At 59.6% G+C, this 13,701-nt stretch carries 13 protein-coding genes; 4 read left to right on the top strand and 9 right to left on the bottom strand.

Going from position 1 to position 13,701, the window contains the following annotated elements; all coding sequences use genetic code 11:
- Positions 1-36: 36 nt before the first annotated feature.
- The 8 genes from ACGLHR_RS06075 to ACGLHR_RS06110 form a co-directional block, all read right to left on the bottom strand.
- On the bottom strand, positions 37-663 hold the full coding sequence (locus tag ACGLHR_RS06075) for a hypothetical protein (RefSeq protein WP_400092651.1): 627 nt from the start codon (positions 661-663) through the stop codon (positions 37-39).
- 35 nt (positions 664-698) lie between these two features.
- Positions 699-1,157, bottom strand: a complete 459-nt coding sequence (locus ACGLHR_RS06080) for a chromate resistance protein ChrB domain-containing protein (RefSeq protein WP_400092652.1) — start codon at positions 1,155-1,157, stop codon at positions 699-701.
- A 10-nt stretch (positions 1,158-1,167) separates the two neighbouring features.
- Positions 1,168-1,494, bottom strand: coding sequence for a rhodanese family chromate resistance protein ChrE (gene chrE / locus ACGLHR_RS06085; RefSeq protein ID WP_400092654.1), 327 nt, complete (start codon positions 1,492-1,494; stop codon positions 1,168-1,170).
- Between the two features lie 16 nt (positions 1,495-1,510).
- Complete coding sequence (locus ACGLHR_RS06090) at positions 1,511-2,101, bottom strand: superoxide dismutase (RefSeq protein WP_400092656.1); 591 nt, start codon at positions 2,099-2,101, stop codon at positions 1,511-1,513.
- A gap of 23 nt (positions 2,102-2,124) precedes the next feature.
- Positions 2,125-3,327 carry a chromate transporter gene (locus ACGLHR_RS06095; RefSeq protein WP_400092657.1) on the bottom strand — a complete coding sequence of 401 codons (1,203 nt, stop codon included), beginning with the start codon at positions 3,325-3,327 and terminating at the stop codon, positions 2,125-2,127.
- Between the two features lie 30 nt (positions 3,328-3,357).
- Complete coding sequence (locus tag ACGLHR_RS06100; protein ID WP_400092659.1) at positions 3,358-4,320, bottom strand: chromate resistance protein ChrB domain-containing protein; 963 nt, start codon at positions 4,318-4,320, stop codon at positions 3,358-3,360.
- A 438-nt stretch (positions 4,321-4,758) separates the two neighbouring features.
- A complete protein-coding gene (locus tag ACGLHR_RS06105) occupies positions 4,759-5,535 on the bottom strand; it encodes a hypothetical protein (protein WP_400092661.1) in 777 nt (258 codons plus the stop codon).
- Between the two features lie 70 nt (positions 5,536-5,605).
- Positions 5,606-5,968: a hypothetical protein gene (locus ACGLHR_RS06110; RefSeq protein ID WP_400092663.1), complete on the bottom strand. Its 363-nt coding sequence runs from the start codon at positions 5,966-5,968 to the stop codon at positions 5,606-5,608.
- Positions 5,969-6,713: 745 nt separating this feature from the next.
- Here ACGLHR_RS06110 and ACGLHR_RS06115 point away from each other — a divergent pair.
- The 4 genes from ACGLHR_RS06115 to ACGLHR_RS06130 all read left to right on the top strand — a co-directional run bounded on the left by ACGLHR_RS06115 (position 6,714) and on the right by ACGLHR_RS06130 (position 10,094).
- Positions 6,714-7,484 (top strand): ABC transporter ATP-binding protein, encoded by a 771-nt coding sequence (locus tag ACGLHR_RS06115; RefSeq protein ID WP_400092664.1) that lies wholly within the window; start codon positions 6,714-6,716, stop codon positions 7,482-7,484.
- Complete coding sequence (locus tag ACGLHR_RS06120) at positions 7,481-8,278, top strand: ABC transporter permease (protein ID WP_400092666.1); 798 nt, start codon at positions 7,481-7,483, stop codon at positions 8,276-8,278. The genes ACGLHR_RS06115 and ACGLHR_RS06120 overlap by 4 nt, the downstream gene beginning before the upstream one ends.
- Positions 8,275-9,339 carry an ABC transporter substrate-binding protein gene (locus ACGLHR_RS06125; protein ID WP_400092668.1) on the top strand — a complete coding sequence of 355 codons (1,065 nt, stop codon included), beginning with the start codon at positions 8,275-8,277 and terminating at the stop codon, positions 9,337-9,339. The genes ACGLHR_RS06120 and ACGLHR_RS06125 overlap by 4 nt, the downstream gene beginning before the upstream one ends.
- Positions 9,340-9,767: 428 nt before the next feature.
- Positions 9,768-10,094: a WD40 repeat domain-containing protein gene (locus ACGLHR_RS06130; protein ID WP_400092669.1), complete on the top strand. Its 327-nt coding sequence runs from the start codon at positions 9,768-9,770 to the stop codon at positions 10,092-10,094.
- Positions 10,095-10,463: 369 nt separating this feature from the next.
- Here ACGLHR_RS06130 and ACGLHR_RS06135 read toward each other — a convergent pair whose 3' ends face one another.
- Entirely contained in the window at positions 10,464-13,679 is a 3,216-nt protein-coding gene (locus ACGLHR_RS06135; RefSeq protein ID WP_400092670.1) for a pilus assembly protein, read from the bottom strand.
- Positions 13,680-13,701 lie beyond the last annotated feature (22 nt).

Genomic DNA, 13,701 nt, shown 5'->3' on the forward strand with positions numbered 1-13,701 from the left:
AGTACGCGATCATTGGTTTCACATCTATTCTCGGTGCTATTTCGTAACGCCGGTTCCAAATGAGAAGGTGTCGAACAAGGTAACGCTGTCCGCCTTGGTCCATACGCCCACCGCGCCGGCGCCGCTGATGTGATCGTCCACCACATCGATGTAGCGCCTGCCGTCCAGCGTGACCTGGATATGGTTCCCAACGAATTCCACGCGCAGCGTATGCCAGACCCGGGCAGCGACAGGGGCCTCCTGATACTGGATCGTGTGCCTGCGGCCGCCTGTCGTGTGGTACAGCGAGACATTGTTCTCCAGTGCGTTCGCACGCGCGACGTAGTAGTTGTCGCCGTCCTTCCAGCGCCAGACGACACCGCCAGCCTGGTCTTCGCGACCGGAAATGGGCTTGAATTTCGCCTCGACGAAGCCATCGGCGATGGAGACGGCTGGCTTCACACACCAGGGGAAGTCTCCGAAGCCCGATTGCTTGAGCACGTTGGTGCCGGTCTGCGCAGTCGGGTCTGCCTCGACGGTCCATTTCGGCGTGCCGCGGCCAGTGACACCCGCCACCCATCCCGCGGGCAGTGCGCCTCGTTTGTCCTGGTTGAACATGATCGTTTCTCCAGTTGCCGGCATCGCTGTCAGCAGCATCCATACCATGAGCAGGATCGGCTTCACGGGCCACCTCCCGGGGCGATGATGTGCCTGAAAGTTCACGCAGGCATCTTCGGCGGCCAACGATGCGTTTCCGCCTGGCAATGCTGGCACCACGCATACAGGGCGTCGTACATCACCATGCCGTGCTTTAGCATCTCGTGGTCGTCGGAAAAGACCTGCGAAAGGCCCAGCGAGATAGCGTAAAGCCCTCCTGATTGCGGTGTGAGCTCTAGCTTTGATGTGTCCGCGCCCCGCACAATGCTCGCGAGTTGTTGCAAGGCGGGATCGTTCAGATGGTACTTGTTAAGGAAGGCGTCGAAGCTGCACAGTTCGCCGACATGGGAAAGCTCTACGCCGGGGATGTCATAGGGAACGGCACCAGTCTCGCCGGCGACTTTCACAACGTGGCCGGTCGGCACGTACAAAAATTCCGGCTCCTTGTCGATGAAACGGGCGATCAGCCAAGGGCAGGCAATCCGATCAATCTTCGGACGTTCGCGGGTAATCCATTTCATGGCTGACTCCTTACGGTTTGCCGATGGTCGGGTGATTGCCGGCGGCCCACTGCTCGATGCCGCCAGTGAGATAGGCTGCTCGGATACCTTCGTCCTCTAGCCGTGCGGCGCAGTCCTGGCTGACTTGGTGGCCATGCACGCAATAGACGATCACCAGCCGGCTGGAGTCGAGTTCGGCGATCCAGCTATCGGTGTCGTCGGGGTTGCGCCAGGAGGCACCGGTGATCATTTGCGCGCCGGCATCAAAGGCCGTCTTGCGTCTGACGTCGACAATCTGCGTTGGGACCGGACCTTGGATAGCTTCGGCAAGTTCGCGAGGAGAGATGGCGGTGGGCATGATCTGGTATCCGGAATTATTTTCGGGCCACGGCGAAGCGCTCGGCTGCCTGGGCCCAATGGATGTTCTGCATGAAGGCATCCACATAAGCCGCAGCTTTTGCGCCGAAGTCCATGTGGTAAGAATGCTCATACATGTCAAGCGCCAGGATCGGGGTAGCCCCGGCGAGGGTATGTGCGTGATCGGGCGCCCACTGGTTGACGAGCCGCTTGTCGCGCGGCGAGTAGGTCAGCAGCACCCATCCCGAGCCGCCGCCTAGCGCCTTGCCCATTGCGATGAACTCGGCCTGCCAGCGCGCCACGCTGCCGAAGTCACGAATAAGCGCCAACTCCAGCTCGCCGCCCAAGCTGCCGCCATCACCGAGCCCGTCGAAGTACACCTCGTGCAGGATCATCGAATTGGTGGCGATCAGTTCTTCCCGCTTCAGGCCATTGAGCACAAAGACGGGCGCTGTCGCCGGATCCAGCGCGGCAAGTTCCGCCGTGATGGCGTTCAATCGCTTTACCGCGCCGCCATAGTTGTTCTCGTAATGGCTGACGATCAGTTTTTCCGAGAGGCCGGTGAGCTTGCCTGGGTCGACGCCCAGCGGCTTCATTTGATAGGTCATGATGGATTCCTTGTTCGTGCGGCTCAGGCGTGGAGGAGTGGGTAGGCGACCAGGCCAGCCAGCGCTGCGCCGAGGACGATGACTGGCTCCGGCAGCTTCTTGAATTTCCAGAGTAGCGCGACCGTGACGAGCGCAAGCAAGACGGTAGGCAGATCGACAATCGAGCGTTTGGCCAGGACGATCACGGCACCCGTGATGGCCCCGACTGCCGCCGCCGTCACGCCATCGACGAAGGCGATGATGCCGGGGCGCTTCCCGTACTTCTTGAAGTAAGGTGCCGGGATCACGGTGAACAGGTAGCAAGGCAGGAAGGTGCCCAGCGCGGCCACGGACGCGCCCGATAGGCCGGCAACCAGATAGCCGATGAACCCGACCGTGATCACCACGGGGCCCGGCGTGATCATGGCCACTGCCACTGCGTCGACAAACTGTTTGTCGTTCAACCAATGGTGCTCGGTCACGACGCCGCCGTAGAGGAACGGCACGATGGCAAGCCCGGACCCGAATACGAAGGCGCCCGCTTTGGCGAAGAACACGCCAATCTGCGTCAACAACGGCCAGTCCACGGTGCTGACGATTCCGCTCACTGTGGGCACCTGCGTCGCCGCTATGGTATTGAGGCCGCCTAGACGCAGCCACTTCGGTGGCGCCCGCCAGAACCACACCACCATGCCGGCCGCGAGGAACAGCCAGGCAATCTCGGACTCGGTGACGACAGTCACCGTTGCCAGCACCAGGTAGATCACCCACAGCAGCTTGTCCTTGCCCACGCTTTTGTTCGTGAGCTTGTAGGCGCTGATCGCAATGATCCCGATGACCGCCGCACCGACCCCGTAGAACACCGACTGCATCCAGGTTAGTCCACCAAACCGGACGTAAGCCCAACCCAGTGCCACCACCATCAGGAAGGACGGAATTACGAATGCAATGCCGACCAAGGTCGCCCCGACGATGCGGTAGTGCACATAGCCGAGATAGATAGATAGCTGCGCGGCCAGCGGCCCGGGTGCCAACTGCGCCAGCGCCAGGCCTTCCTTGTAGTCGGCATCGGTAATCCACTTGCGCTCATCCACCAGGTCACGGTGCATGTAGCCGGCGAGGGCTACGGGGCCGCCGAAGCCCAGCGTACCCAGGCGCAACATATAGAGCACGAGTTGCCAGAGCGTATAGCCCGGGCGTTCGGCTACCGTCGCGTGAGGCATGTCGGTTTGCTGCAGGTTGCTCATGGATCTTCCTTGAGATGGGTTCAGCGACCCCTAGCGTTTTCGGTTGTTCAAGAAATGGGCATGTAGGGAATCCAGCACCAGGCCGATTTCGGCCAACAGCGCATCGTCGTCGGCTAGCCGCTCGCGGGCGCCGGCCAGAATCGCCTCGAACCCGCTCGCTTCCGGGACGGTCGGGCCGCCGACATCCAGCGCGTGGACCATCCCCGCCAGACGCTGCAATCCTGGATTTGCCTCCAGGGCAAAGCTGGCCAGCAGCACCTCGAAGGAAACCTTTTCGCCGACATGGGTGAATGTCGCGCCGTCGAAATCGAAGCCCAAGGCATCGGCGGGACAGTCGCCGGGGGCTTCGAGCCACAGAAAACGGGCATGGGGATCGATGAAGCGCTGGATCAACCACGCGCAAGCCACCCGGTCGACCCAAAGATGGCGGCGGGTCGCCCATAGCCGCCCCTGGTATTGCGTGGGGTCGCGTCGCGCGATTGCCCCTGCGGCGGGATGCGGCTCCCCCGGCGACAGGATCGTTTCAATGGCGCCCGTGAAGTCTTGCCACTGCGCCTCAGCACGCAAGGACGCCTCGTTGGGAAAGAAGTCGATCTTGCGGATCGCCTCGTAAATGCGGCCGAGCCGTCGTTGCAGACGATTGAGCTCGGCTTCACTTAGGCTGGAAAGCGTCTGGCGGGCTTCCGAGACGGACGCGAGGAGTTCGGCGTAGTCGCTCGATCTGTCGAACAATGCACGGTAAGCGGCAGCGTCGTCGTCCTCTTGGGGCTGCACCGTCAACAGCCAGGCTTGTCCGTCCCGCTGCTGTGTTTCGTCCGCCAACTCTCGGAACTGCTCCACTTGCTCGGCGCCGGCCGGCAGCAGATAAGCCCCGTCGCGCAAGGCGGCACCGCCTAACGCCTTGAGCGTGCGCCAGATCCGCATGCGGGCGGTCGCCCCCGATGTGGGAAGGCTGACAATCAGCAGGATCCAGGAATCTTGGGACGTGGTCATGGAAGACAGCATAGGGACCCATCGCTCAGGTTTCAATGATGTAGAGATCATTACAAAAACCTGGGGCCATTGAGGGGCGGTCCGCGAATCTCGATGGATCGTGACGCAGAATAAATAGTTGGCAGATGCCATCTGTCGCGAACCATGTGCGCCAAAAGTCCCGTCGCGAATGGGGACGTTGATAGTTCGAATCGCGACCCGGTTCCTGCACGCGCCGCTGACCAAGCCCAGGCAGGCGGCGAAGTCCGGTACGTGGGGGTCGCACAGCTCAAGCGAGCGGTCGCCCAACTCCTTGCCATACGTTCAGTTCCGGGCGGCCAATGTTCTGGCTATCGCGCAGTCGCCTTCAAGCCCTGGGCCGCCGCCTTAATGACGGTGGCCAGCACTTCGGGCTCTTAGACATATGAGGGTGAAGTTGCAAACAGAGGAATATGCGAACTAGGCAGCGAGCTCAACTGCTCTTGTTTCAAGCAAATCGATTAGTACGCGCTCAACACGACTTCCACCGACGCCAACGCGTTGATCTGCAGATATCAGTTTCAATGTATCGGCTGCCTCAGCGTACTGCCCTCTAGCAAACTGACTGACGGCATCAACCAGCCTGAGCGAGAGCCGCGTCTGGTCGCTGGGTTCCTTGGCCGTGATAGCCGCCTTGCTTTGCTCAAGCGCAGCAATATCGCCCGCCGATGCCTGAATTCCAGCAAGATGCAGCGCTATAAACGGATGCGACAGCATAGAGTTGAAGCGCTCGGACAGGGCGGAAACCGCGGCTGAAATCGGACGCGTAGCTCCTGTGCGCAGGTATTCACGCAACAAAAAACCGCCGCAATCGGCCAGAGTCAACACCGGACCACAGCGAGTGGTCTCTGGTGCACAGTAACGCTCATAGCGCTGCCATGCCTGCTCGGTTAACCCCAACTGCCACTCCGCCAGTGCCAGGTGCCACTGCACATGACCATACATAGCGTCGCCCTCCGCTGACGAGCGGTGCTCATTTAGCCAGATACCCAGCAATTCCAATGACTCTCCAGGTTCACCCTGGTCGTGTAGCACATGCGCATAGCTATGGATAACGTAGAGAGCCTGTGGGCGCTGCTGCAGTGCTCGTTCGACAAGTGCACGACCACGGTTCTGATCACCGGCCTCACTGGCTGCGAACCCCAGGCGTGCGAGCCAGGCCCAATCATCACGCAAACTGGGATCGACCGATTCCATGATCTTGAGAACGCGTTCAAGCTTGCGCGCACCGCCATAGAAGATCAGATAACCACAAAGTGCGAGATGACTAGCAGGTCACTGGGATTGGCAGCGATGTAGGCCTCAGTAGCTGCAAGGTTGGTGTAAGGGTCTTCGAGCAGGCCAAAGAGCGGAGCGCGGAGATATGCGCACGCTCCCAGGGCAGCGCAGCTCGTGCTGCCACTAGCGCACGCTCTTTGAAGAGATCGGCGTCCGCAGCCTTCGAGTCTTTAGCAAGCATATGGCGCGCAGCAAGGGCCAGGGCGAGATTGCCGTCCAGCGCCAAAGCTTGATCGAGGGCTTCCGCGGCGCCCGGCTCAGAACCGAGGATGCGATCAACAGCGAGCTGATACCGTTCCACAGCTTCTGGACGGTCAGTAGTAAGAGGTCTACCGGTACGCGCATCAATCATATTGGCTCCTCGAGTTGCAAATTGCTGATGCGATGCGCTCCGATGCGCTTTTAGCGTAGTCCAACCCAAGGCGTTGGGATGTCTGACAGCAGCGAACCTGTTTCGCCGCCGAGAGCACCCAGTTGCACACCGGCGCGCTGGGGGATGAGGTGCTCGACCAAGCTCGCCGCGGATTTGGAACAGACGATGAAATTTCAACGCGATCATCTAGCTGCTTTGGGACTTGGTCGCCAATGTCCGGAGTTGGCCGGGAAGAGTCGTCCGCCGCCTTGTCGGCCAACGGCGGTTCATCGGCCGAAGCAGCCATACGTCAGGCTACTTTCGCGGGCGCCCCCTCCTCTTCTTCTACAGGAAGGAGTCATTGTCCATCTTTGCATCACTGCGGACGCTCCGGCCTTCGTCATACCTTCCGGACTACCTGACGCTGCCGCGAGTGGCCGGGGTGGAGAGCAAAGTCACTTTTACCAGCCCCATTTGGGGGTATGGAACGTCTAGCAAGCTGCCGGCGTGCTACGTGATTCTTCTGACACCGGCTAACGGGTTGCTCTATCAGGCCCCTATCTATCGCCTAGAATCCATCAAGTGCAGCGGTAAAGCGGCCAAGTCCCACCGCTGGATTAAAAAAAAGCGGTGAGCCGACGCCCGGGCATGGCAAACCAGTGGCTTGAGGTGATGCATGGGTAACCCGGCCCAATGGGGCTTGGGGGAGACCTGAACAGCGTGGCTGTTGGCACCTTGTACTGTCATGGAACTCATTGTGGTGAATAGCCTCGGGAAGGTCTATGGGACGCGAGCCAGTCCAGTGTTCGCATTGCAGGATATTTGCTTTACGATCGAAAAGGGGCAATTCGTTGCCATCGTCGGTCCCTCCGGTTGCTGGAAGTCCACGCTTCTCAAAATCTTGTCCGGGCTAATTTCGCCCTCACAGGGCCAGGCGCGACTCTGCGACACTCCGATTGTCGGGCCGCGCCGGGACATTGGTGTCGTCTTTCAATCACCAGTCTTGTTTCCCTGGCGTACGGTTCTCGACAACATCATGCTTCCTGTGGACGTGCAGCGCTTGGGCCGTGACAAGATCAAGCCGCGCGCGATGGCGCTGCTCTCCCAAGTAGGCCTCCAAGGCTTCGAAGAACGCTATCCGCGGGAACTATCTGGCGGTATGCAGCAGCGCGCGGCCATCGTACGAGCGCTCATCCATGACCCCGCTATCCTGTTTATGGATGAGCCATTCGGCGCGCTGGATGCGATGACGCGAGAGCAGATGAACCTGCAGTTGCAGCACATCTGGCTCGAGCGGAAAGAGACCGTACTTTTTATCACGCACTCCATCCCCGAGGCCATCTTCCTTGCAGACCGCGTGCTGGTAATGACGCCGCGCCCTGGTCATATCGTAGATGACGTCGTCGTGGAACTCGCCCGGCCGCGCAGCCTTGATGTCATGACTACGCCTGATTTTGGCCGACATGTGAAACGAATTCGAGACCATTTCAAAACCAACGGTGGCTTGACAGGATGAGTCACCCGCCCAAATCACTACTGCGCTTGCTCCTTGTCCTCGGTGTGCTCGCGGCCTGGGAGGGTGCTGTTCGCCTCTCCCAGATGCCAGCCTATATTCTGCCTGCGCCGTCCAAGGTTTTCCTTGCGCTGTACCATGGCATTGCATCGATGCTCTACATTCGCCACCTGTGGATCACCCTCATCGAGGCGATCCTAGGCTTCGTGGCTGGGTCCATCGTGGCGCTAGTTCTTGGCACGCTCATTGCCCTGAGCCAGCGCGGCGAGTACTTTCTCTACCCTTTCATTGTCATGTTCCAGGCAATGCCAAAGGTGGCATTGGCTCCTCTCATCATTATCTGGTTTGGCCTGGGACTCAGCTCGAAGGTCGCCCAAGCCGCTCTGACTGCCTTCTTTCCGCTCATGGTCAACACCATTGTCGGCCTCCGGTCTGCCGACGAAGATCGTGTCTCACTCATGCGCTCGCTCGACGCCTCGGAAATGCAGATCTTCCGGATGCTGCGCATCCCCAGCGCAATGCCATTCATTTTCGCGGGCTTCGAGATTGCTATGATGCTGTCGCTCATTGGCGCAATTGTTGCGGAGTTCGTCGGTGCGCAGAAAGGGCTCGGTGTCCTCATCATGAGTATGACATTCACGATGGACGTAGCTGGGCAGTTTTCGGTTCTCATCCTTCTGTCCCTGTTGGGGTTGCTGCTCCATACCATCATTGTCGTCATCCGGAAGCGGCTGCTTTTCTGGGACACGTCACAGAAGATGGTGCCCGATGTACCGGCCGACGGAGAACTTCGATGACACGCCGCTACTTGTTTGCTGCAATTTTGTATTTGTTAAGCCTTGTCGGATTTAACGCCGCTGCCCAGACCGTCGTGCGGGTAGGCTGGTGCGCGCGCACGCTCAGCACCGCCGCGGCTCCCTTCGCCGTTGCCATGAAGATGGGGTGGTACGCGCGGGAAGGAATTAAAGTTGAGCTGATGCCGCTGGCGGGTTCGACCGACTGCGTCAAGCTCGTCGCAACAAAGGAACTTCCTTATTCAAATCCTTCAGTCGAGCCGCTCGCCATCATCCGCCAGCAAGGAGTGAAGGCGAAGATCTTCTACACGGCATACCAGGGAAACATTTACGGTCTTGCCGTGCCTCAAGGTAGCGCTATCACGAAAATCACTGACTTGAAGGACAAGACCATCGGCGTAACCTCGATGGGCTCGGCCGGCGTCATCATCGCGCGGGCGCTGGCTGCCAACGCCGGGCTCGATCCAGATCGCGACATCCGCCTCGTCGTCGCCGGCGAAGGGGCACAAACGGCAGCACTTCTTCGGACAGGTCAGGTTGACGCCTTAAGCCAGTTCGACACCCAGTATGCGATGGTCGAGAATGCCGGAGTCAAGCTCCGGCTTCTTTCCGCCAAGGAAATCGAACGGTTTCCATCAAATGGATTCCTTGCTCTCGAAGAGACCTTACGCACCAACCATAAGCAGGCAGTAGCGCTCGCTCAAGGCTACGCCAAGGGTACCGTATTCACCATTGCAAATCCGGAGGCGGCGATCCGCATTCTATGGGAGATTTTTCCCGAGACCAAGCCCACCGGTATTGACGAATCGACAGCGATTCGTGAAGGGGTGAAGACGCTTGAAGCGCGTATCCCGAATTGGGACCTCAAGAAATCCGGCGTCTCGAAATGGGGTGAGAGTTCCGAGAAGAGCTACTCGGCATATACCGACTTCATGCAGAAATGGGGCGTGACCAAGGAGAAGGTCCCGGTGAACGAACTCATCACGAATGAACTCATCGATGAGATCAACAACTTCAGTTGGGATGAGGTCATTGCCAAAGCGAGGGCCTATAAGGCACAGTGAGCCCGATGACCTAGTGGACGAACTGTTGAAATCGGCCAGGAGCGGACAAACGAAAGAAGATTCAGTCAGTACGGCGGATAACATACTTTAGTCTCGATCAGCGCATACTTCAGTAGCCCCTGGCCGAGGATGGGGGTTGCCTTGGTCTCAATGCAGTAGCCTTCGTACGCAAAACTTAACATGTGGATGGCTCCGGGGAATCGAAGATTGCAAATCTCTCTGGGCACAATTTGTAATTGCATCATTGCTAACTACGCGGGAAATACGACTGCGGGTGTAAGCTTTGCTGATACAACCGCGCCGAGCAAGGGAGCGGTCGGCGAGTAATGGCACACAGCCGCTCCCCGTAGTAAAGTTGGAGCGCCCAAAAGCCTACGGCGGGCAGGAAATCGGCGGAGGCACTGGTCTCTATTGTCTCGGTAATCGGAATGGCGCGCGCGATCCAATTGACGGGCGCGCCGAGCGGAGTCCCCGTGACGGATTTCGCGCAGGCGCCATGGCCGGCTTTCAACTGCCCGCTTGCATTCTCGCCAGATGGAAAATTGCTCGCCATGATCCGCTTCTCTCATGAGTTTTCAGCGAGCTATCACCTAGAGATCTACGACACCGAGAGCGGAAGCCTCATCAGCCGGTATAGCGGAGCACTCTCATCGATTACGTTCAGCCCCGACAATCAGCGACTGGCAACGAGTGGAATTATCCGGGTCATTTTGCTTGATCCCCGGACAGGAAAGGAAATTTCCTTGACACGCTGAGCGCCCCATCGACAACTACTCATGGTGGATTTAGGTCGAGAACTCAGCCTAAGTAGACAACCTGGCTAGCCGTATGCCAGCGACTCCTGTGGGTAGAAAGTACCCATTCGTTAGAAAGTGCCCATTCGTGGAGCTGGGAAGCGGACATTCCACCGCTCACCTTTGGAACCAGGTGAGGGGTCGCTTCGGCCGACGAGCCGCCATCCAGGCTCCGCCCACCGAACGGGGTGAGGGGTGGCTAGCGGTCATCCAGCAGCTCGCGGTTGGCGAGCGTCTCTTCATCGGCCGCTTCGGCCGTTCGTCGTCGGCGCGGCGGATGTGCTTTCGCAGTTTGCCTCGCCACTTTCAATCAATGCTTGATGCGCGGCTCTAGTGCTTGTCGCTCTCCGGATACCAGTAGATGCGTTTGCGCTTGCCCACTCCCGCGATACTGATCTTCTGAGCGCCTAGTGCCGAGGTAGCGTCACCCCCTCCGGCGCCGGTCTGGTTACCACCACCGAGCAAAACCGGCACAACGGTAGCGCTCGCGCCGCTGCCAATTGATACCATGCCGAATACCGGAGAAGGCGGAAAGCCGCCGCCATCCAGGATGATCGAACGTTGTGGGTTTTGGCCTGATGCTGTAAGAAAGCTAAAGGAATAACTCCGGGCGATGCCAAGATTGGGGTAGCACATGCCCGCCTGAGGCACTGCTGGTGTATTTGTGCCGATGGTGGTGTTTCCGGCAACGGTGAGCGGCGCATTCACTGCTTTCTCGCCGGGATTGGTGAGCGTAATGTAGAAGCCCGAACCGGTACCGTCGTACTTGGCCGTGGCGCTGGTGTTATCGACGAGACTAGCCTCGGTGATGGGCGTCCAGGTGGCCGGCATGGCGAGTATGTTGGTGTCCTTCAACATGTAGAGGCGATTGACCACGTTATAAGCAGTCCCCTGCGTGGTCGAAGCTGAGTACAGGGGATGCTCGCGGTCACCCGTACCGGCCGTAACGGCATCGTAGGCAACAGTGGAAATGACATCGGGTGCATAGAAGAACTTGCGCGCGTTGTTCGTGTTAGCTGCGCCGCCGAGTGCGGCGAGCTTGTTAAGCGTCCAGTTGGCAGGAGCATTGCCGGCGGTAGTTTCAAAGTCGGCTCTCCAGAGATTGCCGCCGACGTCGCCAACGTACAGGCGTTCGATATAACCGTCGCCGTTGCGGTCAAGCACTGTGACATCCGACGGGATGGCCCGGGTCAGGCCCGCGACCGTCAGGCATGTACCACTCATACCGCTGCAGTTGGGTAGCGCGCTCCACACAACGGCGCCGCTAGTGGCATCGAATGCCACGATGCCGCGCCCCATGGTATCGACTCCGGGCGACGGATCGCTGTCCTCGGCCGCGTCATAGCCAGCGCCCATCACCACCAATGGGCTGGCGTAGCCGCGCACGCGCATGACGCGCGGCTGGGACCAGGTCTGGCCGAGTTCGGGGATGTCAGCATTGGTTCGTTTCCACAGGAAGCGCGGATTGACGGGATCGGTCACGTCGATTGCATAGAACAGCTGCCCGCCGCGGCGTGCCGTCAGGTAAATGACCACACGAGGGTGCGCCGGGTCGCGCAAGTCCTGCATCACGGTGGTACTTCCGTCGAAGAAGTAATCCCTCGGCATCGGAGCGGGGGTGATACCGCCAGGCGTGGTCGAAAGCTTCACCTCCGGAGAGTTAGTGTAGAGACGGCTGAGCTTGCCAAGGAACTCAGGAGCGATGAAACCCCATAGCTCACCGCCCGGCCTGACACTGCCGATGCCCTGTGTCTGGTTACCGTTGATCGCGTGGAACACGCCGTCATTGGTGCCGTAGAACACCACGACTCCCTTGCTGCCGCCATAGTTGACGACGGCCGGCCGCGAATGCAGCACGTCTGCGTGGATCGAGCTGCGCACCGTCACCGGCGTACCGGGGCCTGGTTCCGCTTCGGTGCCGGCCAGGCTGGTGGAATCCGAAGCAGCGACGTCTTTGCCGCGTACCCAGGCGATGAGCTTGGGCAATTCGGTGGCGGTGATGGTGGCCGCGCCGCCAGTGCCAGAATTGATCGCCGCCAGGCCGGCCGAGCCGGTCAACCAAGTGTTGGAACTATCGAACGTTGGCATCGCCGCGCTGGTTGGACAGGTACCCGCGCCATTGCAGGTTATCAGTTGCCGGCCAGTCTGGCTGGTCAGCAACTGCGCGCGCAGCATCTCGCCCGCACCACCCTTCTCCACGACCTCCCCATCGGGGGATTCGAGGCCCCAACCGACACTCGATGGGCTGTTCTGCCAGTATCCCGTGGCCGGCCAACTACTGACCGCGCTGGTACCGTAGCCGGTCGCGCCAAAGGAAAGCGGCGGCTCCGTCGTCCAAAAACTGACAGCGTTCGGAGAGATGAAGCCCGTCGACGCGTTGCTAATGGCAGCGTTGCCCTTGGCATCCTGCAGCACGATGTTGCCACCGGCGTCGTAGCCGATCTGGTACTGTTTGAGATTGCCTTGCCACCGCGGCGCCGCGGTGGCATCCGGGCGGAACATGCCAACATAGACCTGGTTGAGAAACTGACCTTGGGCATTGACGGAGGCTGGAAGGCTGACCGAGGCAAACACGCTGTTGATGGCCTGCACCTCGTTGAAGATTTGCAGCAAGGCCGAAGTCAGTCCATTGACGTCACCGAGCTGTACCACGTAGGTCTTGCCACCGCCGTTGGTCGCCATGCTGCTCGCGAACTGGACATAGTCAGGGTTGTTGTTATCGGTCACCGCGATCGTGTAGGTCACGATATTCTGGCGATTGGCCATGTTGCCCTGGACGTCAGTCTGGTACATGAAGCGAGCCCATTCGTCGCCCCAATTGCTCTGGTATTGGTTGTTGGGAGCGGGAATGACAATCTGCTGTTGCTGCGCCGTAGTCGCGCCTGCTGCAACCAGGGCATTGATGGCGACCTGGCCTGTGTCTTGCGGCTTGCCGTTGTTTACGGCGTTGGCGATATAGATGACAAAATTGCGCTGGCAGGGATTGTCGATCGGAGAGGTGTACGTGGTGCCGGACAAGCCAGTCTTGCCGGCGTAGTAGGCCCACGATTCCTGCATCCCACCGCCGACCTGCGAGTTGTTCGAGTTGTCTTTTTGACGGTCGATCGTTTTCACATAGCTCAGGAAGCTGTCGACCCCGCTACTGTCCATCAGCGGCAACTTGTAGGGCGCCGCCGACGGGAATTTGAACTTGCCGCCGTTGTTGTTCCCGGTGCCGAACATCATCACGCCGAGGTTGAGGTTGCCCAGCAGTGTGGGGCTGGTCTTGATCGACGACACCGCGTTGTAGAGCGCGCATTGCTCGGCACCGACGTCCTTGCCATCATTGTTGCTGGACACGACCCCCGACGTGGAGCAACTAAAGCTGGCCGACGCATCCCAGGTCGATGCATTGTCGAACAGGATCAGCACATTGGGCTTGCCCGCCTGGGGCTGCAAGCCCGTGTACAGATCGATGTCCTCCGCCATTGCCGGGGGCAAGGCGGAAAGTACGAGCAACGTGGCGATGGCAATACGCGAGGCGGCGCGTTCGGCGAATTGACGCATTGTGAGTCCTGATATGCGGGGG

The sequence above is a fragment of the Cupriavidus sp. CuC1 genome (assembly GCF_044627735.1).
GTDB classification, from domain to species: domain Bacteria; phylum Pseudomonadota; class Gammaproteobacteria; order Burkholderiales; family Burkholderiaceae; genus Cupriavidus; species Cupriavidus ulmosensis.